Annotated in this window: 20 protein-coding genes, 5 tRNA genes and 1 pseudogene; 25 read left to right on the plus strand and 1 reads right to left on the minus strand. The window is 41.1% G+C overall.

Features of this window, described 5'->3' with window-relative positions; genetic code table 11:
* Positions 1-7: 7 nt before the first annotated feature.
* From ACSC97_RS07050 to ACSC97_RS07160, 23 genes are all read left to right on the plus strand, one after another.
* Positions 8-439: an acyl-CoA thioesterase gene (locus ACSC97_RS07050; protein WP_436660089.1), complete on the plus strand. Its 432-nt coding sequence runs from the start codon at positions 8-10 to the stop codon at positions 437-439.
* A 382-nt stretch (positions 440-821) separates the two neighbouring features.
* Positions 822-1,148, plus strand: a complete 327-nt coding sequence (locus tag ACSC97_RS07055) for an H-NS histone family protein (protein ID WP_436660091.1) — start codon at positions 822-824, stop codon at positions 1,146-1,148.
* A 180-nt stretch (positions 1,149-1,328) separates the two neighbouring features.
* The gene (gspN, locus tag ACSC97_RS07060) at positions 1,329-2,072 is read left to right on the plus strand and encodes a type II secretion system protein N (RefSeq protein ID WP_005403545.1); all 744 of its coding nucleotides are present in this window, start codon (positions 1,329-1,331) and stop codon (positions 2,070-2,072) included.
* Complete coding sequence (locus tag ACSC97_RS07065) at positions 2,072-2,920, plus strand: type II secretion system protein N (RefSeq protein ID WP_436660093.1); 849 nt, start codon at positions 2,072-2,074, stop codon at positions 2,918-2,920. Before gspN ends, ACSC97_RS07065 begins: the two co-directional genes overlap by 1 nt.
* A 41-nt stretch (positions 2,921-2,961) precedes the next feature.
* Entirely contained in the window at positions 2,962-5,217 is a 2,256-nt protein-coding gene (gspD, locus tag ACSC97_RS07070) for a type II secretion system secretin GspD (protein WP_436660095.1), read from the plus strand.
* A 63-nt stretch (positions 5,218-5,280) separates the two neighbouring features.
* Entirely contained in the window at positions 5,281-5,892 is a 612-nt protein-coding gene (locus ACSC97_RS07075) for an FHA domain-containing protein (RefSeq protein ID WP_099949312.1), read from the plus strand.
* A 65-nt stretch (positions 5,893-5,957) separates the two neighbouring features.
* Positions 5,958-6,650 carry a phosphoglycolate phosphatase gene (locus ACSC97_RS07080; RefSeq protein ID WP_419378615.1) on the plus strand — a complete coding sequence of 231 codons (693 nt, stop codon included), beginning with the start codon at positions 5,958-5,960 and terminating at the stop codon, positions 6,648-6,650.
* 82 nt (positions 6,651-6,732) lie between these two features.
* On the plus strand, positions 6,733-8,226 hold the full coding sequence (trpE, locus tag ACSC97_RS07085; RefSeq protein ID WP_005403549.1) for an anthranilate synthase component I: 1,494 nt from the start codon (positions 6,733-6,735) through the stop codon (positions 8,224-8,226).
* Positions 8,227-8,324: 98 nt separating this feature from the next.
* Positions 8,325-8,400: transfer RNA gene (locus ACSC97_RS07090), tRNA-Thr, on the plus strand.
* A 53-nt stretch (positions 8,401-8,453) separates the two neighbouring features.
* A tRNA-Tyr gene (locus tag ACSC97_RS07095) sits at positions 8,454-8,537 on the plus strand.
* Positions 8,538-8,571: 34 nt separating this feature from the next.
* Positions 8,572-8,647, plus strand: a tRNA-Gly gene (locus tag ACSC97_RS07100).
* 11 nt (positions 8,648-8,658) lie between these two features.
* Positions 8,659-8,733: transfer RNA gene (locus ACSC97_RS07105), tRNA-Thr, on the plus strand.
* Between the two features lie 165 nt (positions 8,734-8,898).
* Complete coding sequence (gene tuf / locus ACSC97_RS07110) at positions 8,899-10,089, plus strand: elongation factor Tu (protein ID WP_004913952.1); 1,191 nt, start codon at positions 8,899-8,901, stop codon at positions 10,087-10,089.
* 54 nt (positions 10,090-10,143) lie between these two features.
* Positions 10,144-10,219: transfer RNA gene (locus ACSC97_RS07115), tRNA-Trp, on the plus strand.
* A gap of 76 nt (positions 10,220-10,295) precedes the next feature.
* The gene (gene secE / locus ACSC97_RS07120; RefSeq protein ID WP_004674339.1) at positions 10,296-10,733 is read left to right on the plus strand and encodes a preprotein translocase subunit SecE; all 438 of its coding nucleotides are present in this window, start codon (positions 10,296-10,298) and stop codon (positions 10,731-10,733) included.
* Between the two features lie 7 nt (positions 10,734-10,740).
* Complete coding sequence (nusG, locus tag ACSC97_RS07125) at positions 10,741-11,274, plus strand: transcription termination/antitermination protein NusG (RefSeq protein ID WP_004916944.1); 534 nt, start codon at positions 10,741-10,743, stop codon at positions 11,272-11,274.
* Between the two features lie 111 nt (positions 11,275-11,385).
* Positions 11,386-11,814: a 50S ribosomal protein L11 gene (gene rplK, locus ACSC97_RS07130; protein WP_004637639.1), complete on the plus strand. Its 429-nt coding sequence runs from the start codon at positions 11,386-11,388 to the stop codon at positions 11,812-11,814.
* 3 nt (positions 11,815-11,817) lie between these two features.
* On the plus strand, positions 11,818-12,513 hold the full coding sequence (gene rplA / locus ACSC97_RS07135; protein ID WP_004916940.1) for a 50S ribosomal protein L1: 696 nt from the start codon (positions 11,818-11,820) through the stop codon (positions 12,511-12,513).
* 246 nt (positions 12,514-12,759) lie between these two features.
* Positions 12,760-13,266, plus strand: coding sequence for a 50S ribosomal protein L10 (gene rplJ / locus ACSC97_RS07140; RefSeq protein WP_004957403.1), 507 nt, complete (start codon positions 12,760-12,762; stop codon positions 13,264-13,266).
* Positions 13,267-13,308: 42 nt separating this feature from the next.
* The gene (gene rplL / locus ACSC97_RS07145; RefSeq protein WP_004916934.1) at positions 13,309-13,680 is read left to right on the plus strand and encodes a 50S ribosomal protein L7/L12; all 372 of its coding nucleotides are present in this window, start codon (positions 13,309-13,311) and stop codon (positions 13,678-13,680) included.
* A 308-nt stretch (positions 13,681-13,988) separates the two neighbouring features.
* On the plus strand, positions 13,989-18,077 hold the full coding sequence (rpoB, locus tag ACSC97_RS07150) for a DNA-directed RNA polymerase subunit beta (protein WP_125272769.1): 4,089 nt from the start codon (positions 13,989-13,991) through the stop codon (positions 18,075-18,077).
* A 149-nt stretch (positions 18,078-18,226) separates the two neighbouring features.
* Complete coding sequence (rpoC, locus tag ACSC97_RS07155) at positions 18,227-22,420, plus strand: DNA-directed RNA polymerase subunit beta' (RefSeq protein ID WP_004916929.1); 4,194 nt, start codon at positions 18,227-18,229, stop codon at positions 22,418-22,420.
* Positions 22,421-22,590: 170 nt separating this feature from the next.
* On the plus strand, positions 22,591-22,947 hold the full coding sequence (locus ACSC97_RS07160) for a DNA transfer protein p32 (RefSeq protein ID WP_243483478.1): 357 nt from the start codon (positions 22,591-22,593) through the stop codon (positions 22,945-22,947).
* Between the two features lie 65 nt (positions 22,948-23,012).
* Here ACSC97_RS07160 and ACSC97_RS07165 read toward each other — a convergent pair whose 3' ends face one another.
* A complete protein-coding gene (locus ACSC97_RS07165) occupies positions 23,013-23,498 on the minus strand; it encodes a DUF4442 domain-containing protein (RefSeq protein ID WP_436660103.1) in 486 nt (161 codons plus the stop codon).
* A 114-nt stretch (positions 23,499-23,612) separates the two neighbouring features.
* On the opposite strand from ACSC97_RS07165, the gene ACSC97_RS07170 reads away from it, so the two are divergent.
* Together ACSC97_RS07170 and ACSC97_RS07175 are read left to right on the plus strand one after the other, a co-directional pair.
* A complete protein-coding gene (locus ACSC97_RS07170) occupies positions 23,613-24,488 on the plus strand; it encodes an alpha/beta fold hydrolase (protein ID WP_436660105.1) in 876 nt (291 codons plus the stop codon).
* 122 nt (positions 24,489-24,610) lie between these two features.
* Positions 24,611-24,922: pseudogene (locus ACSC97_RS07175) on the plus strand (sodium:proton antiporter); the annotation flags it as partial.
* Positions 24,923-25,034: the final 112 nt, after the last annotated feature.

The raw sequence follows: 25,034 nt of genomic DNA on the forward strand, positions 1-25,034 counted from the left end.
TGAAATAATGAAAGAGCTGTCTGTCTATCCAGTAATTCTTGAGCAAACTGTTGCATGGGGTGATATGGATGCTTTTGGACATGTAAATAATGTTCAATATTATCGATATATTGAAAGTGCACGAATTGCTTATTTAATGAAATTAAATATATTTGATGAGGATATATTGACGGTTGTTGCTTCGAGTCAATGTAAATATTTAAGCCCAGTATTTTATCCTGATGTGCTGCATATTGGTGCAAGAATTGAAGAGTTAAGAAATAGTGCGTTTAGAATGCATTATGTTTTATGGAGTCGTGATCAAGCTCGAGTGGTTGCAACTGGTGAGGCTGTCATGGTGTGTGTTGGCAAACATGATTCAAAGAAAATTAATATACCAACCGAGATTCGTAATCGTATTATAACGTTGGAATCAACTGTTGGACATCATATTGAATAATATGTAAAGACAGTTATGTATAATTTTATCTAAGTCATATTTATTGAGTTGTATCGAGGTGCAATTCAATAAATTTTTTAAAATAAAGCTTACTTATAAATCTAGATTATGTTTATTTTAAGGTGGGTTTTGAATTGATATTTTAAGAAATAATAACAATAAAATACGAAGTTAAAAGAATGGTAAAATGTGCTGTAATATTTGATGTGAACAAAGTTTCTTTGTTTTATTGTAAATAATAGCTGATTTAAGTGAATGTTGTGATTAAGTTGACTATTTTAATATTGATTATCTAATTACATATAAATTAATATTGAGTCGAATTTTTAATTCATTTTATTTTTTGAGTGATATATTTCCCTTTTGAGTTGGAGTGGTTCTAATGAAACCAGATATTAGTGATTTATCTGTTGAAGATCTCAAGCGTTTGCAAGCTGAAGCTGAAGCTTTAATTGCAAGCAAAAAAGATCAAGCAATTGAAGATGCTTATAATCAAATTATTGCGATTGCTGAAAACGTTGGATACAGCGTTGAAGAGCTTTTGGAGCTTGATGAGCAAAAACGTAAGAAAACAACCCGTAAAGCTGTTGAGCCTCGTTACCGTAATAAAAATAATGCAGACGAAACTTGGACAGGTCGCGGTAAGCAACCACGTTGGTTAGTTGCAGAATTAGAGAAAGGTGCAAAACTTGAAGATTTCTTAATCTAAGTCAAGTTTTAAAGTCATCGTATTGTCATAAGGTGATTTTATCCTTTATTAAAAAGCCAGGCTTAAAAAGCTTGGTTTTTTTATATGAGAGAATTGGCGATGTTGAAAAAGTATGCATAATGTCAATCAGAGGGCGAGTGTCTCGACAAGGATGATATTTTGCGTGTTGGTAAGGGTGGAATGAAGAAAAAAACAAAACAATGGAGATGGTGGATTTTCGCCGTTTTTGCATTCTTAATTTTTATTATTTTACAAATTCCAGCAACATGGTTAATTGCTAAGTTTTCTAAAGATAATCAAATATTACATAATGTTAGTGGCAATATCTGGCAGGGGCAGGCGGATTGGCAGCGTGGTCAATTGCGAGGAACTGTCCATTGGAAAACTAGACCTCTAGATTTATTGTTATTACGTGTTGGTGCAAATCTCGATATACACAGTGGAAATACTCAATTTAATGGTGTTTTTGGTTATGGTTTTGGTAAAAAAATCATGATCAAGAATCTTCAAGGTGAAGTTTCACCTGAAACCTTAAAGTATTTTGCAAACTGGCAGTGGCCTGAGAACGCGATTCAATTAAAAGATGTTCAGTTAAATTATCAAAAAGAAAAAGGATTTAGTGCTGCGGAAGGGCAGCTAAACTGGGGTGGTGGTGAATTGAATTATACGTTCGGTCAACGTCAAGATCGTATGAATATGCCTTCATTAATGGCTGAAATAAAAGATGAAAATGGTCAGCTACAAGTAGATGTACGTGATCAGCGCAGTCAAAAAATGGCGAATCTAAGTTTAGACCCTAGTTTGATGCTTGATGTGCAATTGACGCAACGAATGCTTTTGAATATTCCATCATATGAAGGAAAAGCTGGTTTAGACACTTACGTGATTAGCTCACGTCAACCACTCATGCAGGGTGGCTTCTGATGAAACAATTTGCTCAAAAGATTCAACAATTGAGATGGCAGAAGTTAGACAAGCTAGGTGCGTTGGTGTTGGTAATATTAGTGCTATGGTTATGTTGGAAGTTGGCTTCTTTATTTTGGTTTGTTGTCGCACCGCCGCAGCCGATGCAGTTTGATCGAGTTGAGTTGGGTTCGCAGCAAGCTCAAGTACCCAACATTAGTTCGTTTGCATTATTTAACGAACCCGCAGCAGTTTCTGCTCAAGATAATGTTAATTTAGAGTTGCAGGGTGTTTTGCTAGGTTATCCAAGTTATTTATCCTCTGCTGTCATTAAACTCAATGATGTTGCTGAACGTTATCGTGTCGGTGAGACGATTGGCTCAACGTCCTACCAACTTGCAGAGGTTTATTGGGATCATGTGATTCTTAGGCAAGGAAATGGTGCTACACGAGAAGTTAAATTCAAAGGTCTTGAAAACGGCTTATATCAACCGATAGCACCCGTTTTAAATGAGAGTATGAATAATCAGTCAACTCAAATGCAGCCTCAAGCACCTTCTCAAAGTTCTCCGCAATCTGCTTTAGGTCAAGCCATACAGCAGATGCAAGATAATCGAGAGCAGTATTTAAAAAATATGGGTGTGACCGGCGGCGGTTCAGGTGGTTATGAAATCTCTGATCGAACACCATCGAACTTGAAAAACACATTAGGTTTGCGTTCAGGTGATCGTATTCTGTCGATTAATGGTCAAACTGTTGGGCAAGGGCTAAGCGAAGTACAATTATTAGAGCAAGTACGTCGTGAAGGGCATGCCAAAATAGAAATAAAACGTGGTGATCAAGTGATGACCATACAACAAAGTTTTTAGTGATAACACGTCACCACATAAGTTAGGAATAAGTGCAGGTTATGGCTTTTTTAAATCATCAACGTCCACTTTGGGCATTACTTGCCGCAGCACCTTTAGCCGCGTCAATCAGTACCCATGTGCAAGCACAAACATGGAAGATCAATTTACGTGATGCGGACTTAACAGCATTTATTAATGAAGTTGCAGATATTACGGGGAAAAACTTTGCGGTTGATCCTCGTGTACGTGGTAACGTCACGGTGATTTCAAATAAGCCTTTAAATAAAGATGAGGTTTATGACCTATTTTTAGGTGTTTTGAATGTTAACGGTGTTGTGGCTTTACCATCGGGAAATACTGTAAAACTTGTTCCTGATAGCAATGTGAAAAATTCTGGTATCCCATATGATTCAAGCAGTCGTGCGGGTGGAGACCAAATCGTTACACGTGTGATTTGGCTGCAAAATACCAACCCTAATGACTTGATTCCTGCACTTCGTCCTCTGATGCCACAATTCGCGCATTTAGCTGCTGTAGCAGGAACAAATGCGTTGATTGTTTCTGATCGTGCTGCAAATATTTATCAGTTAGAAAATATTGTGCGTAATCTTGATGGCACAGGTCAGAATGATATTGAAGCGATTAGTTTGCAATCAAGCCAAGCAGAAGAAATCATTGGTTTGCTAGAAACGATGAGTGCAACGGGTGCATCTAAAGATTTTATTGGCTCACGTGTACGCATCATTGCGGATAATCGGACTAATCGCATTTTGATTAAGGGTGACCCTGATTCGCGTAAACGTTTACGTCAAATGATCGAAATGTTAGATGTGCCTTCGGCAGATCGTTTGGGCGGTTTGAAAGTTTTTCGTTTGAAATACGCCAGTGCAAAAAACTTAGCTGAAATTTTGCAAGGCTTAGTCACTGGTCAATCAGTTTCATCATCTTCAGCATCAAATAATGCAGGCTCATCAAATAATCCAATCAATAACCTTGTTTCAAACAATCAAAGCTCAAATTCAACATCTGGATCATCTTCCTCGATTTCCACGCCTTCAATTAATTTGAATAGCGGCTCAAATAATCAAAATGCAGGTGTTTCAAGCTTTAATGGTAATGGTGTTAGCATTATTGCGGACAGTACGCAGAATGCATTGGTCGTTAAAGCGGATCCTCAGTTAATGCGTGAAATTGAGGCAGCGATTCAGCAATTAGATATACGTCGTCAACAGGTGCTGATCGAAGCGGCAATTATTGAAGTTGCTGGTGATGATGCAGATCAATTGGGTGTTCAGTGGGCATTAGGTGATATAAGTAGCGGTATTGGATTAATAAACTTTACTAATGTTGGGTCTAGTTTATCAAAACTAGCTGCTGGATATCTGACAGGTGGAGCGGCTGGTTTGGGTTCTGCAATTGGGGCTGGTTCTTCGATTGTGGTGGGTGACTATAAAGAGGGTGCGAATGGTTCGCGTAAGCTTTATGGTGCATTGATTCAGGCGCTAAAAAGTAACACGAAATCCAACCTTCTTTCCACACCATCTATTGTGACGATGGATAATGAGGAAGCCTATATTGTTGTGGGTCAGAATGTACCATTCGTAACTGGTTCTGTGACGACTAACAGCACAGGTGTGAATCCATACACCACTGTTGAACGTAAGGATGTGGGTGTAACGCTAAAAGTTGTACCGCATATTGGTGAAGGTGGTTCTGTTCGGTTAGAGGTTGAGCAAGAAGTCTCTGCTGTACAGGAAAGTCGCGGTCAAGCAACTGATTTGGTGACCAGTAAGCGTGCCATCAAAACTTCGGTTTTAGCTGATCATGGCCAAACGGTTGTTCTGGGCGGTTTGATTTCCGACAATTCAATCCATTCGAGACAAGGATTGCCTGTCTTAGGCGATATTCCTTATCTTGGTCGATTATTCCGTGCAGACAGTAAAACCAATGAAAAACGTAATCTCTTGGTTTTCATTCACCCAACGATTGTTGGTGATTCTGATGATGTGCGTCGAATTTCTCAACAACGTTACAATCAGCTTTATAGCTTGCAGCTAGCTATGGATAAAAATGGTAATTTTGCTAAGTTACCTGAAAATGTGGCTGATATTTATCGTCAACAACCGTTAAATAATACGTCACCGTATCAAAAGGTTCCAACAGCAACACAAAATCAAAATAGTGTCGTAACTACACCTGTAGCGACTATAGAACCTCAGGTACAACAGCAATCTATTCAGCTGCCAGCAAAATCGACTGAGCGTAGTAAGAATACAGTGACAACTACGACGATTCGTTCGGCATCTTCACAGTAGATGCACAGAAGACCTTATGTCACAATGTTAAAATTGAGAGAAATTTTATAAGGATATGCATCTATGACTTGGAAACTACAAGCCATTACGGGTGAATTTACGGGGCAAGAGATTAGCGTAGAGCGTGATATGTTAGTTGGTCGTCATCAAGATGCTGACCTTTTGTTGCAATCTGCTGATATTTCTCGTCGACATGCTGCCTTGTTGTTGAAAGATCAGCAGCTTTGGGTTCAAGATTTGAATTCTTCAAATGGCACATTTATCAATGATTTGAAAATTGAACAAGAAACAGAGTTGCATGATGGGGATATTTTGCAATTTGCGAGCTTTATGTTTTCTGTACTTGCACCTGTTGATGCTGAATTGCCTGAAATTGAAGCAGAACCAGTGCCATCAACATCACACGACCAAGGTATGCCGAGTATAGCTGAACGTGCTGTTGAAACCCCAATTAGTCGTGATGGAATGCCGCAGCAAGTTGCGATTCCAAAGCCTGCGCCGATACCACAAGGTGTTGATGTGCAGTCGACTTTAGAGCAACAACCTATTCCATTTGAAGAGCCTGTATCACGAGTGGCACAAGAAGTTGAGCAACAGAAAAATGCATCTGTAGGTTTGATTTCAATTATCGTGCTGATCATTTTGGCTGTGATTGCTTGGCTGTTCTTTAAATAATTACGCGAAGCTTTTACAATCAGGGCATACCATGAGCGTATGCCTTTTTTATGTCGAGTAAATTTATGCTAATTGCACAGTTAGAGCGTCGTAGCCTTATTCTCTTTGATCTCGATGGAACACTTGTTGATTCTGCAGCAGATTTGTACCGTGCGATGAATCTCAGTTTGGAAAAACTAGGATTTCCATTAGTCACGGAAGTGCAGATTCGAGCTTGGGTTGGAAAAGGCGCTGCAAAGTTGTGTGAAACGGTGCTTGATCATTTATTTGGGGATGCTAACCCAGAACAACTCAATCATTTACTTGATACATTTGTTGAAATTTATGCACAGGAATTATGTGTCGACACGAAAGTATATGCAGGGGTGTTGGAATTTTTACAGTATTGTCAAACACATCAAATTACGATGGCATGTGTAACCAATAAGCCTGAACACTTGGCTCGAGGTATTCTCGATGTTTTGGGATTGAGTGCTTATTTTAAAATGGTAATTGGAGGTGACAGCTTGGCTGAGCGCAAACCACATCCATTGCCATTGTTACATTGTATGCAGCAGCAAAATGCTCTGGCTTCTGAAACGTTGATGATTGGTGATTCAAGTAATGATGTTGAAGCGGCAAGACGTGCAGGTATAGATTGTATTGTGGTCAGCTATGGCTATAATCATGGAGAAAGTATCTATGACTGCCAACCACAACAAGTGATAGATAGTTTGGCAGAATTGATAGATGAAGATCAGGTGAGGAGAAGGGCATGAAAATGAGTATGGTTTTTCGATGGCGGGATTAAAGCAGCATTAAAACTAAACGCAGATTAAATCGAAACCATAGAGAATATTCATGACGACCTTAGTACAATTCGAACAGTTAAAATCTTTAGGCTACAACACTATTCCTGTATACCGTCAACGTTTAGCGGATACCGAAACTCCGCTTTCTGTTTTTGCGCGCTTCAAAGAACACAAACAAGCATATTTGTTTGAGTCTGTTGAAGGTGGGGAGAACTGGGCGCGTTATTCCATGATTGGGTTAGGAGAGTCGACAGTTTTTTCTTGCAATGCAGGAATCTTGACTATTCAACAGTTGGATGGTTCTGTTATTCAACAAGAATGTAGTGATCCATTCCAATATATACGTGATTTTCAAAAACAATTTAAAGTGCCGACTCAAAATGAGTTGCCTGATTTACCAAGCTTTACTGGCGGTTTAGTTGGTTATCTTGGTTATGATGCAGTGCGTTATATTGAACCTAAACTTAAAAATGTACCAACAGCCGACCCTGTGTCTTTACCCGATTTATGGTTAATGCTATCTAAAACAGTTATTGTTTTTGATAATTTGAAAGATACGTTATTTTTGATTCATCATGCTGATGTGAATCAAGAAAATGCCTATCAACAAGCACAACAAAAATTAGATCAACTTGAACAATTACTTGCAACACCTGTAAGTCTGCAAGCAAAGCCGCATTCTGCTCCTCATTTTGAATCTATTACAGGTAAAGAGAAGTTCCTTGCAACCGTTGAGAAGGTAAAAGAGTACATTCGTGCTGGTGATGTGATGCAGGTGGTACCTGGTCAGCGTATGGTTTCTGATTTTGATGGTGAAGCATTACAGGTTTATCGTGCACTCCGTCATTTAAACCCTTCACCTTATTTATTCTTGGTACAAGGACAAACACTGACGGATCAGAAGCCTTTTCATATTGTTGGTTCATCTCCTGAGATTTTGTCTCGTTTGGAGAATGGTATCGCAACAGTACGTCCTTTAGCAGGCACTCGACCACGTGGAAAAACTAAAGAAGAAGATTTGGCTTTAGAGCAAGATTTATTGGCTGATGAAAAAGAAATTGCAGAACATTTAATGCTGATTGATCTTGGACGAAATGATGTTGGTCGGGTTTCAAAGATTGGTAAGGTTCAAGTCACTGATCGTATGGTGATTGAGCGCTACTCACATGTGATGCATATCGTGTCAAATGTACAGGGTGAGGTTCGAGATGATGTCGATGCGCTTGATGTATTTAAAGCGACATTCCCTGCGGGCACACTTTCAGGTGCACCTAAAATTCGTGCAATGGAAATCATTGATGAAGTAGAACCAGTTAAGCGTGGTGTATTTGGTGGTGCTGTTGGATATTTGGGTTGGCATGGTGAAATGGATATGTCGATCGCGATTCGTACCTGTGTGATTCGTGATAAAAAAGTATATGTGCAAGCTGGAGCAGGGCTTGTTGCAGACTCAAATCCAGAATCAGAATGGAATGAAACCCAAATAAAAGCTCGCGCAGTGATCAAAGCGGTTGAATTATCATCAAATGGTTTGATTTTATGAGTTTTTCGCAGTTTTTATAAAAAAACTGCTTGCATAGCCTGAGAGTTTTGCTAAACTGCACACCGTTCCGATACGAAACGTACGAAACACTAAGAAACGCCGGCATAGCTCAGTTGGTAGAGCAACTGACTTGTAATCAGTAGGTCCACAGTTCGAATCCGTGTGCCGGCACCATCTTAATGTAGTAGAGTGTTAGAGTGAAGAACAGCACTGTGTAAGTGTGATATGGTGAGATTCCCGAGCGGCCAAAGGGGGCAGACTGTAACTCTGTTGCGAAAGCTTCGAAGGTTCGAATCCTTCTCTCACCACCATCTAGCTTCGATTGAAGTGGTTAAGTACCAACGCGCGGGAGTAACTCAGTTGGTAGAGTGGCAGCCTTCCAAGCTGCATGTCGCGAGTTCGATCCTCGTCTCCCGCTCCATCGAAGAGATCGCTCTTATAGCTCAGTGGTAGAGCACTCCCTTGGTAAGGGAGAGGTCTCGAGTTCAAATCTCGATAAGAGCTCCAGATATACAACTTGGTAGAATTTCTACAAAGATTTAAAAAGAAGCAGGCTATTATAGTCTGCTTTTCAAGTATTAGGTGTCTAGTTTTTTAGGCGAATGTCGATAAAGAAAGTTTTTCAGGGTTGTTTTTCTCTAAACTGGTGTCGACGTAAACGAGGAAAATCAAATGGCTAAGGCTAAGTTTGAACGTAATAAACCACACGTAAACGTGGGTACAATTGGTCACGTTGACCATGGTAAAACAACTTTAACTGCTGCGATTGCAACAATTTGTGCAAAAACTTACGGCGGTGAAGCGAAAGATTACTCACAAATCGACTCTGCTCCTGAAGAAAAAGCACGTGGTATTACAATTAATACATCACACGTAGAATACGATTCTCCAATCCGTCACTACGCTCACGTAGACTGCCCGGGCCACGCCGATTATGTTAAAAACATGATTACTGGTGCTGCTCAGATGGATGGCGCGATCCTTGTATGTGCTGCGACTGATGGTCCAATGCCACAAACTCGTGAACACATCCTTCTTTCTCGTCAGGTAGGTGTACCTTACATCATCGTATTCTTAAACAAGTGTGACCTTGTTGATGATGAAGAATTACTTGAATTAGTAGAAATGGAAGTTCGTGAACTTCTTTCTACTTATGACTTCCCAGGTGATGACACTCCAATCATCCGTGGTTCAGCTCTTCAAGCATTAAACGGTAACGACGGTCCTTACGGTGAAGCTTCTGTTCTTGCACTTGTAGAAGCGCTTGACTCTTACATCCCAGAACCAGAGCGTGCAATCGATAAAGCATTCTTGATGCCAATCGAAGACGTATTCTCTATCTCTGGTCGTGGTACAGTAGTAACTGGTCGTGTAGAAGCTGGTATCATCAAAGTTGGTGAGTCTGTTGAAATCGTTGGTATCCGTGATACTCAAACGACTACAGTTACTGGCGTTGAAATGTTCCGTAAACTTCTTGACGAAGGTCGTGCGGGTGAGAACTGTGGTATCTTACTTCGTGGTACTAAGCGTGAAGACGTACAACGTGGTCAAGTACTTGCTAAACCAGGTACAATCAAGCCGCACACTAAATTCGATGCAGAAGTATACGTACTTTCTAAAGAAGAGGGTGGTCGTCATACTCCATTCCTTAACGGTTACCGTCCACAGTTCTACTTCCGTACAACTGACGTAACTGGCGCGATCAAATTACAAGATGGCGTAGAAATGGTAATGCCTGGTGACAACGTAGAAATGTCAGTAGAGTTAATCCACCCGATCGCAATGGACCCAGGTCTACGTTTTGCGATCCGTGAAGGTGGTCGTACTGTAGGTGCTGGTGTTGTTGCTAAAGTAACTGCATAAGCCCAATACTATGTTACACTCAAATCGGAAGCTTCGGCTTTCGATTTGCTTAATAGGTCAGTAGTTCAATTGGTAGAGCGTCGGTCTCCAAAACCGAATGTTGGGGGTTCGAGTCCCTCCTGGCCTGCCACTTTTTTTAAATAAAAAAGCTTGATTCTGGCTAAGTTGTCATATAATAAGTCGCGAATTCAACGACGAGTAAAAAAATGTCGAATGATAAATCGCGCGACGCATTAAGCGACGCGCCAATCCCTCAAAGAAATAATGCAGAAGTTGTAAGTTCAGGTTCGCCATTGGATGCTGTCCTGTGGTTGGTTGCTATTGCTTTGCTAATCGGTTCTGCATTGGTAAATCAGCATTTACCTGCCTATTGGGCGCCTGCAAATGATATTTGGGTGCGCGTTGGGGTAATTTTGGCTTGTATCGTTGTCGCTTTAGGTTTATTATACGCCACCCATCAAGGTAAAGGCTTTGTGCGCTTGTTGCAAGATGCACGAATTGAACTGCGTCGAGTGACTTGGCCGACGAAACAAGAGACGATCACCACTTCGTGGCAGGTGCTCTTGGTAGTAATTATTGCATCTCTAGTGTTGTGGTGCTTTGATTATGGGTTAGGTTGGTTTATTAAGTTAATTATCGGGTAAGAGCGCCATGAAACGTTGGTATATTATTCATGCCTATTCAGGCTTTGAAAAACAAGTGTTGCGTTCGCTTAATGAACGTATTCAACGTAGCACGGTAGCTGACAGCTTTGGTGAAGTCCTAGTTCCTACTGAAGAAGTAGTTGAAATGAAGGATGGTAAGAAACGTAAATCTGAACGTAAATTCTTTCCAGGCTATGTGTTAGTCGAAATGGAAATGAATGATGATACTTGGCACATTGTAAAAGAATGTCCAAAGGTTCTTGGTTTTATCGGCGGTACGCCAGAAAAACCAGCGCCAATCACACAACGTGAAGCTGATGCGATTCTTGCTCGTGTACGTAATACTGGTGAGGCACCGCGTCCTAAGACGATGTTTGAACCAGGTGAAGAATTGCTCGTTATTGATGGTCCGTTCACTGACTTTAAAGGAGTCGTGGAGGAAGTTCAGTACGAAAAGTCACGTTTAACGTTGACGATTAATGTATTTAATCGACCAACTCAAGTTGAACTTGAATTTCGACAAGTCGAAAAAACAGTTTAATTTCAGTTGTTTGAAAAGCGCCCGATTTGATCGGGCATTGTTGTTGTAATGTTTCGGCATTACTTATTTTTTTGGGGAGCCTAACGGCGTCTGTACCCAGAGGTAATTTCAATGGCTAAGAAGATTGACGGCTATATCAAGCTGCAAGTTCCAGCTGGTAAAGCGAATCCATCTCCACCAATTGGTCCTGCTTTAGGTCAACGTGGTGTAAACATCATGGCATTCTGTAAAGAATTCAATGCTGCTACACAAAAACTTGAAGTTGGTTTGCCAATTCCTGTCGTGATCACTGTGTACAACGATAAGTCGTTCACTTTCATCATGAAAACTCCACCTGCATCTATTCTTCTTAAGAAAGCTGCTGGTATTCAAAAGGGTTCTTCTGTACCTAACAAAACTAAAGTTGGTAAGTTGACTCGTGCTCAATTAGAAGAGATTGCGACTACTAAAGAACCAGATTTAACTGGTGCTGATTTAGACGCTCGTGTGCGTACCATTGCTGGTTCTGCACGTTCTATGGGCTTGGAAGTGGAGCTATAAGACATGGCAAAGTTAACTAAACGTCAAAAAGCCATTGCTGCTGCTGTAGAAGCAAACAAAGTTTATACTTTGGAAGAAGCAGTACAAGTTCTTAACAGCCTTCCAGCTGCGAAGTTCAAAGAATCTTTAGATATCGCTGTAAACCTTGGCGTAGATCCACGTAAATCTGATCAGGTTGTTCGTGGTGCGACTACTTTACCAGCAGGTACAGGTAAAACTGTACGTGTTGCAGTATTTGCTCAAGGTGCTGCTGCTGAAGCTGCGAAAGCTGCTGGCGCTGATATCGTTGGTTTTGATGATCTTGCTGAAAGCATTCAAGGTGGAAACCTTGATTTTGACGTAGTAATTGCTGCTCCTGATGCAATGCGCGTTGTTGGTAAGCTTGGTACTATTCTTGGTCCACGTGGTTTAATGCCAAACCCGAAAGTGGGTACGGTTACTCCAGACGTTGCTAACGCAGTTAAAAATGCTAAATCTGGTCAAGCACGTTACCGTGTTGACAAAGCGGGTATCATCCACGCTGCGATTGGTCAGCTTGGCTTTAGCGAAGAAGCTGTACGTCAAAACGTTGAAACTTTAATTGCAGACTTGAAAAAATTAAAGCCTGCTACTTCTAAAGGTGTATACGTTAAAAAGATCACTTTAAGCTCAACTATGGGTCCTGGTCTTACTGTTGACGTAAACAACGTTTCTAAGTAATTAGACAGAATTTTAAAGCCTCAGACTCTTTTTTTAAAAGAGTTTGAGCAAACTTTGAATTGATAAATGAATATTTATCAGCGTCAAAGACCTCAGGTGAGAAGTGTTTTCGAACATTTTTCTTAATCTACCAGCCTGAGTAGACGTGGTGGTGTGATTTGTTCCTCCTCCACGTGTAAGTCGAAAGGCTTACGAATTGGGAGTGCATCTTTATAGATGCATAAATCACCGTTAGGAGGTTTTACAATGGCTCTTCTTATCGAAGGCAAAAAACAGATCGTTGCAGAAGTAAGCGAAGTTGCTTCTAAAGCGTTTTCTGTTGTTGTGGCTAACTATCAAGGTTCAAGCGTAGAGCAATTAACAACACTTCGTGTTGAAGCTCGTAAGTTAGGTGTGACGACTCGTATCGTTCGTAACACTTTGGCTAAGCGCGCATTAGAAGGTACTCAATTCGATATCTTAAATGACAACCTTGTTGGCCCAACCATTCTCGGTTTCTCTACTTCTGAAGATGACATGGGTGCAGCTGCACGCTTGTTCGAAGAATTTGCGAAAACTAACAAAGCATTTGAACTTAAAGCTGCTGCATTTGATGGCAAGGTTTATCAAGGTGCTGAAGTTAGCGTGATTGCAAACCTTCCGAACCAAGAAAAAGCGCTTACTATGCTTGCGTCTGTTCTTCAAGCTCCTATTTCGAAATTGGGTCGCCTCATTACAGCGCTCAAAGAGAAAAACGAGTCAGAAGCAGCTTAATCCTATTTTCACACCATTCAATATCCATTTGGAGTTATTCTCATGGCTTTAACAAACGAAGAAATCTTAAACGCAGTTGCTGAAAAAACAGTTCTTGAACTTGTTGAATTAATTTCTGCTTTCGAAGAAAAATTTAACGTATCTGCTGCTGCTGTAGCTGTTGCTGCTGCTCCAGGCGCTGGCGCTGCTGCTGCTGAAGAACAAACTGAATTCAACGTTGAGTTGACTTCTTTTGGTGCTAACAAAGTTGCTGTAATTAAAGCAGTTCGTGAAGCTACTGGTCTTGGTCTTAAAGAAGCTAAAGACCTTGTTGAAGGCGCTCCAGCTGTTCTTAAAGAAGCTGTTTCTAAAGAAGAAGGCGAAGAGCTTAAGAAGAAGCTTGAAGAAGCTGGTGCTACAGTTACACTTAAGTAATTCTGTAGGGAGCCGATTTTTTTATAATCGGCTCCAAAAAATGGCTGATGGCTCTTGGGTCATCAGCCTTTTTGCGTTACAATAATCGGCTCGTTTTTTGTTAGTTTTGCATATTTTGTGCAGATTTTTATAGAAAACAAATAAAATCAAATGCTTACCAATATTTTTTTGCTTATAAAAATATTGTTAAGCGTTTTGATACCACTAAAAATTGCAGCATTTGTAAACAGTGGTGGCCATATCGGCCTGCGTAATTCCTTCTAGGCCCGTTCTGCAGGCGGGCTTAGTTTACTTTCCGAGGACTCCAGATGGCATACTCATATACCGAAAAGAAACGGATCCGTAAGAATTTTGGTAAATTGCCCCACGTAATGGAAGCACCGTACTTACTTTCGATTCAGGTCGATTCGTATCGTACATTCTTACAAGGTGGTAAAACTCCAAAAAATCGCGAAGATATCGGTCTCCAAGCCGCATTTCGTTCAGTTTTTCCTATTGAAAGTTATTCTGGCAATGCTGCTTTAGAATTTGTTGAGTATAGCCTTGGTAAACCCGAGTTTGACGTGCGTGAATGTATTTTACGTGGTTCGACTTATGCGGCACCAATGCGTGTAAAAATTCGTTTGATCATTAAAGATCGCGAAACGAAATCAATCAAAGATGTTCGTGAACAAGAAGTGTACATGGGCGAAATGCCGCTCATGACCGACAACGGTACTTTCGTTATTAACGGTACTGAACGTGTAATCGTATCTCAATTACACCGTTCACCAGGCGTATTCTTTGATCATGATAAGGGTAAAACACACTCAAGCGGTAAAGTGTTGTACTCAGCACGTATCATTCCTTACCGTGGTTCATGGTTAGATTTTGAATTCGATGCAAAAGATTTAGTTTTCGTACGTATTGACCGTCGTCGTAAATTGTTGGCGACTGTGATCTTACGTGCCTTAAATTATAGCAATGAACAAATTTTGAATTTGTTCTATGAAAAAGTACCTGTATATCTTGATATGGGTAGCTATCAAATTGACCTCGTTCCAGATCGCTTACGTGGTGAAATGGCGCAATTTGATATCTTGGACAACGATGGTAAAGCAATCGTTGAGCAAGGTAAACGTATTAATGCGCGTCATGTACGTCAAATGGAAGCAGCTAACTTAGCTAAGCTTTCTGTACCTGATGAATATTTATATGAACGTATTACAGCTGAAGACATCACACTTAAGAGTGGTGATGTGATTCCTGCAAATACCGTACTTAGCCATGAAATTATGGTGAAATTGGCTGAGGGTGGTGTTAAACAATTTAACATCCTATTCACTAATGACATCGATCGTGGTTCGTTCATTGCAGATACATTACGTGCAGATACAACAACAGGTCGTGAAGAAGCGCTTGTTGAAATCTATAAAGTAATGCGTCCAGGTGAACCACCGACAAAAGAAGCAGCAGAGAACTTATTTAATAACTTATTCTTCTCTTCTGAACGTTATGACCTTTCTCCAGTAGGTCGTATGAAGTTTAACCGTCGTTTGGGTCGTCCTTACGAAGTGGGTACTGATCAGAAGTCGCGTGAAGTTGAAGGTATTTTATCGCATGACGATATCATTGATGTACTTCGTACATTAGTTGAGATCCGCAACGGTAAAGGTGAAGTCGACGATATCGATCACTTGGGTAACCGTCGCGTACGTTCTGTTGGTGAAATGACAGAAAACCAATTCCGTGTTGGTTTAGTTCGTGTTGAACGTGCTGTTAAAGAGCGTTTAAGCCAAGCTGAAACTGATAACTTGTCTCCACAAGATTTAATCAACGCGAAACCAGTTGCTGCGGCAATCAAAGAATTCTTTGGTTCAAGCCAGTTATCTCAGTTCATGGACCAAAACAACCCATTATCTGAGATTACACATAAACGTCGTGTATCTGCGCTTGGTCCTGGTGGTTTGACACGTGAACGCGCAGGCTTCGAAGTGCGTGACGTACATCAAACTCACTATGGTCGTGTTTGTCCAATTGAAACACCTGAAGGTCCAAACATTGGTTTGATCAACTCGCTTTCTGTCTATGCAAAAGCGAATGACTTCGGTTTCTTGGAAACACCATACCGTAAGGTTGTAGACGGTCGTGTGACAGATGAAGTTGAATATTTATCTGCAATTGAAGAAGTAGGCACTGTCATTGCACAAGCCGACTCAGCAGTTGATAAAGATGGCAACTTGACTGAAGAAATGGTTTCTGTACGTCATCAAGGTGAATTCGTACGTATGTCGCCTGAGCGCGTAACACATATGGACGTTTCTGCACAGCAGGTTGTTTCTGTTGCAGCGTCATTAATTCCATTCCTTGAACACGATGACGCAAACCGTGCATTGATGGGTTCGAACATGCAACGTCAGGCTGTTCCTACACTTCGTGCTGACAAACCACTTGTCGGTACGGGTATGGAAGCAAACGTAGCACGCGACTCAGGTGTATGTGTGATCGCGGGTCGTGGTGGTGTAATTGAATATGTTGATGCATCTCGTATCGTTATTCGTGTGAACGAAGATGAAATGATTGCGGGTGAAGCAGGTGTAGATATCTACAACCTGATCAAATATACACGTTCAAACCAAAATACATGTATTAACCAAAATGTCATCGTAAACTTGGGCGACAAAGTTGCTCGTGGCGATATTTTGGCTGACGGTCCATCGACTGACATGGGTGAACTTGCGCTGGGTCAAAACATGCGCGTCGCGTTCATGACATGGAACGGTTATAACTATGAAGACTCGATCTTACTTTCTGAGCGTGTGCTTCAAGAAGACCGTTTAACGTCGATTCATATTCAAGAATTGTCATGTGTAGCGCGTGATACTAAGTTAGGTGCAGAAGAAATTACTGCTGATATTCCTAACGTCGGTGAAGCTGCACTGTCTAAACTTGATGAGTCTGGTATTGTTTATATCGGTGCTGAAGTTACTGCAGGTGATATTCTTGTTGGTAAGGTAACACCTAAAGGTGAAACTCAGTTAACACCTGAAGAAAAACTACTTCGTGCAATCTTTGGTGAAAAAGCGGCTGACGTAAAAGATTCATCTTTACGTGTTCCGTCAGGCACTAAAGGTACAGTGATTGACGTTCAAGTCTTCACACGTGATGGTTTAGAAAAAGATGAACGTGCGCAAGCAATTGAGAAAGCTCAGCTTGATGCATACCGTAAAGACTTGAAAGAAGAATACAAAATCTTCGAAGAAGCAGCACGTGAGCGTATTGTTCGTTTGTTGAAAGGTCAAGAATCTAACGGTGGTGGTTCAACTAAACGTGGTGAGAAGCTTTCAGAAGATATGTTGTCTGGTCTAGAGTTAGTTGATCTACTTGAAATCCAACCAACAGATGAAGCAATTGCTGAGCGTCTAACTCAAATTCAAGTGTTCTTGAAAGAAAAGAGCCATGAAATTGATGAAAAATTTGCTGAGAAGAAACGTAAACTTTCTACAGGTGATGAGTTAACAACTGGTGTATTGAAAGTTGTTAAGGTTTACCTAGCAGTTAAACGTCGTATCCAACCTGGTGATAAGATGGCGGGTCGTCACGGTAACAAAGGTGTTGTATCAAACATCTTACCAGTTGAAGATATGCCACATGATGCCAATGGTGTGCCAGTTGATATCGTATTAAACCCACTCGGTGTACCATCGCGTATGAACGTGGGTCAGATTCTTGAAACCCACTTAGGTATGGCAGCAAAAGGTTTGGGTGAGCAGATTGATAAAATGCTCAAACAACAACGTACAATTGCCGAGTTACGTTCATTCCTTGACAAGATTTATAATAAAGTGGGTGGTGAGCAAGAACAGCTTGACACACTAACTGACGAAGAGATCTTGAAGCTTGCAGGTAATTTACGTGCTGGTGTGCCTTTGGCAACTCCAGTATTTGATGGTGCCGAAGAATCACAAATCAAAGAGTTACTTGAACTTGCAGAGTTACCACGTTCTGGTCAACAGATCTTGTTTGATGGCCGTACAGGTGAACAGTTTGATCGCCCAGTAACTGTAGGTTACATGTACATGCTTAAGTTGAACCACTTGGTTGACGACAAGATGCATGCGCGTTCAACTGGTTCTTACTCACTTGTGACACAACAACCGCTTGGTGGTAAAGCACAATTCGGTGGTCAGCGTTTCGGTGAGATGGAAGTATGGGCACTTGAAGCATATGGTGCAGCATATACCCTCCAAGAAATGCTCACTGTGAAGTCGGATGACGTCGAAGGTCGTACACGCATCTATAAGAACATTGTAGATGGAAACCATTATATGGATCCGGGTATGCCTGAATCGTTCAACGTATTGACCAAAGAGATCCGTTCTTTAGGTATCAACATTGAACTGAAAAATGGTGACTAATTAGCCATTAATCCTCCTAGTTTCCACTCGAAAAGAGTAGGGGCTTCCCTCCTTAGAAAAGGAGGGGTTGAGGGAGGATTGTTCAGTTAAAAAACAATATTTGTGACCCAGTCAGGTAAGCCTAGCTTCCTGACACACGGAGAAAAAAATTGAAAGACTTGCTCGATATCATGCGTAAGAAAACGGATTCAGAAGGTCATGCACCGATTGAATTTGACCGTATCCGTATTGGTCTTGCGTCACCAGAGATGATTAAGTCATGGTCTCACGGTGAAGTTAAAAAGCCTGAAACCATTAACTACCGTACTTTTAAACCTGAACGTGACGGTTTGTTCTGTGCCAAAATCTTTGGTCCAGTAAAAGATTACGAATGCTTGTGTGGTAAATACAAGCGTATGAAATATAAAGGCGTCATTTGTGAAAAATGTGGCGTTGAAGTAACGACTGCTAAAGTTCGTCGTGAACGTATGGGTCACATTGAACTTGCTTCTCCAGTTGCACACATTTGGTTCTTGAAATCATTACCAAGCCGTATTGGTTTACTTCTTGATATGACATTACGTGATATCGAGCGCGTATTGTATTTCGAATCTTATGTCGTTACTGATCCAGGTATGACTCCGTTTGAAAAGTATCAACTTTTAACGGATGAAGAATACTACAATGCACTTGAAGAGCACGGTGATGAATTCACAGCGAAAATGGGTGCAGAAGCTGTTCAAGACTTGTTGAAAGACATCGATCTTGAAGCTGAAATTGCTCGTTTACGTGAAGAGATTCCACAAACGACTTCAGAGACGAAACTTAAAAAAGCGTCTAAACGTTTGAAGTTGATGGAAGCATTCAAAGAATCAAACAATAAGCCTGAATGGATGGTGATGAATGTACTTCCAGTACTTCCACCAGACTTACGTCCGCTTGTACCACTTGAAGGTGGTCGTTTCGCGACTTCAGACTTAAACGATCTATATCGTCGTGTGATTAACCGTAACAACCGTTTGAAACGTCTTCTTGATCTTGCTGCACCAGACATTATCGTACGTAACGAAAAACGTATGTTACAAGAGTCTGTTGATGCATTGCTTGATAACGGTCGTCGTGGTCGTGCGATTACAGGTTCGAACAAACGTCCATTGAAATCTTTGGCTGATATGATCAAAGGTAAACAAGGTCGTTTCCGTCAAAACTTACTTGGTAAACGTGTTGACTATTCTGGTCGTTCGGTAATTACCGTAGGTCCTACTTTACGTCTTCACCAATGTGGTCTTCCGAAGAAAATGGCGCTTGAATTATTCAAACCATTTATCTTCGCGAAACTACAAGCATCTGGTCAAGCAACAACCATTAAAGCTGCGAAGAAAATGGTTGAGCGTGAGACTCCAGAAGTTTGGGACGTTCTTGCTTCTGTAATTCGTCAACATCCAGTGATGTTGAACCGTGCGCCAACACTTCACCGTTTAGGTCTTCAAGCATTTGAACCGATTCTGATTGAAGGTAAGGCGATCCGTCTTCACCCACTCGTATGTGCTGCGTTTAACGCCGACTTCGATGGTGACCAAATGGCGGTACACGTTCCATTGACATTGGAAGCGCAGCTTGAAGCTCGTGCATTGATGATGTCAACAAACAACATCTTGTCACCTGCAAATGGTGAACCAATCATCGTTCCTTCTCAGGACGTTGTATTGGGTCTTTACTACATCACACGTGATGCAGTAAATGCCAAAGGTGAAGGCATGGTGTTTGCGGATACTCACGAAGTAAACCGCGCATTGGCAACGGGTAAAGTAGCGATTCACGCACGTGTAAAAGTACGTGTACACCAAACAGTGATCAATGAAAATGGTGAACGTGAACAGCAAACGATTATCGTTGATACAACACCAGGTCGTTGCTTACTTTGGGAAGTTGTTCCACAAGGTTTAAGCTTTGATATGATCAACCTTGAGATGACTAAAAAGAACATCTCTAAGTTAATCAACTCTTGCTACCGTAAACTTGGTTTGAAAGATACCGTTATCTTCGCTGACCAATTGATGTATTTGGGCTTCCGTCAAGCGACGCGTTCAGGTGTATCTGTTGGTATGGAAGACATGCTGATCCCACCAACGAAACAAGTCATTATTGACAAAGCTGAAACAGAAGTTCGTGAAATCGAACAACAGTTTGAGCAAGGTTTCGTAACTGCGGGTGAGCGCTATAACAAAGTGGTCGATATTTGGGCGCGTACCAATGACCAGGTTGCTAAAGCAATGATGGATAACTTGTCTTACACACTTGTTAAAAACAAGCAAGGTGAAGACGAGAAGCAGAAATCATTCAACAGTATCTACATGATGTCTGACTCGGGTGCCCGTGGTTCGGCTGCTCAGATTCGTCAGTTAGCGGGTATGCGTGGTTTGATGGCGAAGCCAGATGGCTCGATCATTGAGACACCGATTAAAGCAAACTTCCGTGAAGGCTTGACAGTACTTCAGTACTTCATTTCAACACACGGTGCGCGTAAAGGTTTGGCCGATACAGCTTTAAAAACAGCGAACTCTGGTTACTTGACTCGTCGTCTAGTAGACGTAGCACAAGACTTAGTAATTACTGAACCTGACTGTGGTACAGCGGGTGGTTTAGTGATGACTCCATTCATTCAAGGTGGTGATGTCATCGAGCCATTACGTGACCGCGTATTAGGTCGTGTAACGGCTGAAGATGTACGTCGTGCATCTGATGACGAAGTTGTATTACCTCGCGGTACGCTTATTGACGAGAAAATCGCAGCTCAGCTTGAAGAAGCGGGTGTCGATGAAGTTAAAGTACGCTCAGTAATTGCATGTGAATCTACATTCGGTGTGTGTGCTCGTTGTTATGGTCGTGACCTTGCACGTGGTCACTTGGTGAATCCAGGTGAATCAGTCGGTGTAATGGCTGCTCAGTCAATTGGTGAACCTGGTACACAGTTAACGATGCGTACGTTCCACGTTGGTGGTGCTGCGAGCCGAACTTCTGCTGCGAACAGCGTTCAAGTACGTAACAAAGGTACTGTACGTTTCCACAATGTGAAAACTGTACAACATGCCAAAGGTCACTTAGTGTCAGTTTCTCGTTCAGGTGAAATTGGTATTGCGGATGACTTAGGTCGTGAGCGCGAGCGTTATAAACTTCCTTACGGTGCCAGCATCTTGTTGAAAGATGGTGAGACTGTAGAAGCTGGCGGTATCGTAGCGACTTGGGATCCACATACACATCCACTTGTTACAGAAGTTGCGGGTAAAGCACGTTTCAGCCAAATCGCTGATGGTGTAACTGCAACCTCTAAGACTGATGATGCAACAGGTATGACGACTGTTGAAATCTTGCCAGTAACAGCACGTCCTGCGTCTGGTAAAGATTTACGTCCTGCGATCGTGTTGGATACAACAGATGGCGGCGAACAGTTCTACTTCTTGCCACAAAATACAATCGTGACTGTCCGTGATGGTGAAACGATTGGTGTGGGTGATGTAATAGGTCGTGTACCACAAGAATCTTCACGTACTCGTGATATTACCGGTGGTCTTCCACGCGTTGCAGACTTGTTTGAAGCACGTAAACCAAAAGAGCATGCGATTTTGGCAGAAGTGTCTGGTATCGTAAGCTTTGGTAAAGAGACCAAAGGTAAGAACCGTTTAGTGATCACACCTGATGATGGTTCAGAGATCTACGAAGAGTTGATTCCTAAATGGCGTCAAATCAACGTGTTCGAGGGTGAGCATGTAAACCGTGGTGAAACCATTTCTGATGGTCCACAAAACCCACATGACATCTTACGTTTGAAAGGCGAAGTGGCTTTAACCAACTACATCGTGAACGAAGTTCAAGACGTTTACCGTCTCCAAGGTGTAAAAATCAACGATAAGCACATTGAAGTTGTCGTACGTCAAATGTTGCGTAAAGTTGAAATCACTGATGGTGGCGATACAAGCTTTATTAAAGGCGAACAAGTGGATTACATCCGTGTTGTTCAAGAGAACCAAGCTGTCTTGGCTCAGAACAAGTTCCCTGCGAAGTTTGAACGTCAATTGATGGGTATTACCAAAGCGTCGCTTTCTACTGACTCGTTCATCTCTGCTGCATCGTTCCAGGAAACAACACGTGTGTTAACTGAAGCGGCTGTAACAGGTAAAGAAGATGATTTACGTGGCTTGAAAGAAAACGTTGTTGTTGGTCGTTTGATTCCTGCTGGTACAGGTCTTGCGTATCACCTAGAACGTCGTCGTCAAGAAGCGGAAGCTGCTGAGTTTGAACTTCACAATGATTTCAGTGAAGTTGATCAAGCGTTCAGCCAAGCGTTAAATTCAGATCAATTCTAATTATGAGTTGATTCAAAAAAAGCACCTTCGGGTGCTTTTTTTATTAGTTTAAGATTGAGTTTAAATTTACAAATATTAAAGCATTAGCTAACTCAAATTACATAACATGATCAAAGTCCACATAAAAGAAGATTATTATTTTTAACATACAGAACAGGAGAGTATCCGTCATGAAAAAAACAATTGGTATTGTTTCCGCTTTAGTCATATCAACGGTTATGTTTACAGGTTGTCAAAATATGAGTGCATCAGACCAGCGTATCGGTGCAGCAGCCTTAGGTGGTGCAGTAGGTGGTGGTGTTGGTAACCATGTTGGTGGTGGTCTAGGTGCGGGTGTAGGTGCAGCAGCTGGTGCTGGTGTAGGAGCAAATACCCAAGGTGGTAGTAGCCGTACGACTACAAGTAGTGCAATTGGAGCAGGTATTGGTTCAGTTGTAGGTAAAGCGTTATTAGGTGGTGATTCTGGTGCTGCAATAGGCGGTGCGATCGGTGGTGGTGCAGGTGCTGCCATCCAAGAAAAGAAATAATCTCTAATTTCGTAATAAAAAATGCCTGTGATTCCTCTCAGGCATTTTTTATCTAACTATATAGATTAAGTAGTAGCTTTAGCCTTTTTTCTACGAATGTATAAGGTTTTCTCGACTTCTGCGATCCGAGTACCAGCTTCATCCACAATATTTAAAGTATATGATCGAAGTACAGGTTCATGATTTTCAGCTAATCGTTTAATTTCGCTAATTTCTTCTGCGCTGATCCGAATATCAGCATAAACAGTGCTTCGACCTGGTGATAAAAAATTGATTGCAGCACTTTTATCCCACACAATGTATTTGTTACCCAAATGATGCATCAAAATAAGCATATAAAAGGGATCAACCATAGAGTACAAGCTGCCACCAAAATGTGTTCCAACGATATTTCGATTTTTTCGAGTAAGCGGCATTTTGATTCGAATGAAATAATTGTCGAGATCAATCGTTTCAATTGCTATTCCTGCACCGCGATAGGGTGAGTAATGATTGATGATAAATTTTGAAACGGCTGGAATGGTTCGAATTTTTTTGAAAAAGTTTTTCATGGTCAATTTTTTTTCTGATAACTCTATTCATACTCCATAAGTATCATTTTTATTGTATCGCTGGCAATGGCTGTTTAGTTGACCAAGCCACTTGAAAACAAAATGGGAAAAATTATGCAACCACAAGTAAAAACTGTCACAACTTCTGATCAGCAAACACTGTGTGTGAAGACATGGGGTGATGAGAAAAAAACACCATTGGTTTTAGTACATGGTTATCCAGATAATCAGGAAGTTTGGGAGCCAATTATTGAAAAGCTCGTCAATGATTATTTTATTGTAACTTATGATGTGCGTGGTGCAGGTTTATCTTCTATTCCAAAACGTATCAAAGACTATCGTCTACCGCGTTTGTCATTAGATTTACAAGAAGTGGTAGATCAAGTTTTACCAAATCGTAATTTCCATATGGCAGCCCATGATTGGGGTTCATTACAATCTTGGGAATCGGCAACTGAGCCTAAACTTAAAGGTCGTTTGTTGTCTTATACAACGATCTCTGGTCCTTGCTTAGATCATGCTTCTTTATATTTGCGTGAAAAGTTCAAATCAGCGCCAGCAAATGTTCTGAAAATGCTGACAAAGTCATGGTATATCGGCGCATTCCATTTACCACTCATTGCACCTACAGTTTGGACTTTCTTCAGTCCAGAAAAATGGGGCAAAATCTTGAATGGATTAGAGAAAAAACAAGATTTACCATTAAATGCAAATATTGTTGCAGATGGTAAATACGGGATTAACTTATATCGTGCAAACTTTATTCCTTCTTTAACTCAACCGCGTCAACGTTATGCGCAATGTCCAGTACAAGCGATTGTATTGTGTCGTGATGCATTTGTTAGTCCAGAATATATTACTGAGTCTATGCCGAAGTGGGTTGAAAAGTTTGAATATACAGAACTTGATGCGAATCATTGGGCTGTCATCAGCCAACCTGAGAAAATTGCTGAACTTATTCGTGGTTTTATTCAGCGTCAGGCTGCTTAAGATTGAACGATATTTAACAATAAAAATCACATAAGATTTACGCACTTTATTCGGCGATATTTTCAGCTTCATCTCAATGAATCTGCTAGAATGTCGCCTTTCTTTTGCTCCTACTTTTTTTCATGAATGCTGTCGTATTCGCGATTGCCGTGATGTTTATACTGTCACTGGCACGAGTTTCTGTTGTTCTCACTTTAGTGATTTCAGCCATTATTGGTGGTTTAGTTGCAGGTTTGAGTCTTTCCCAAACTGTGGAAGCATTTAATGCTGGTTTAGGTGATGGTGCTGAAGTTGCCTTAGCGTATGCAGTATTAGGTGCGTTTGCTTTAGCACTTTCAAAATCAGGTTTACCTGACTTACTTGCGCATAAATTGATTGGTTTACTGGGCTTTGAAGCAAGTAAAAATCAAGAAAAAAAGGTGAAGTATCTTTTATAGGACTTACGCATTGACAGATTCAAAAAAGTATTAAAATGCTTTATAAAGTATCTGTGATTAGACGAATTAAACATGCTTCTACAGCAACCTGTACTCTACCCATTTATAT

The organism is Acinetobacter sp. P1(2025), assembly GCF_051390655.1.
Taxonomy (GTDB): domain Bacteria; phylum Pseudomonadota; class Gammaproteobacteria; order Pseudomonadales; family Moraxellaceae; genus Acinetobacter; species Acinetobacter junii.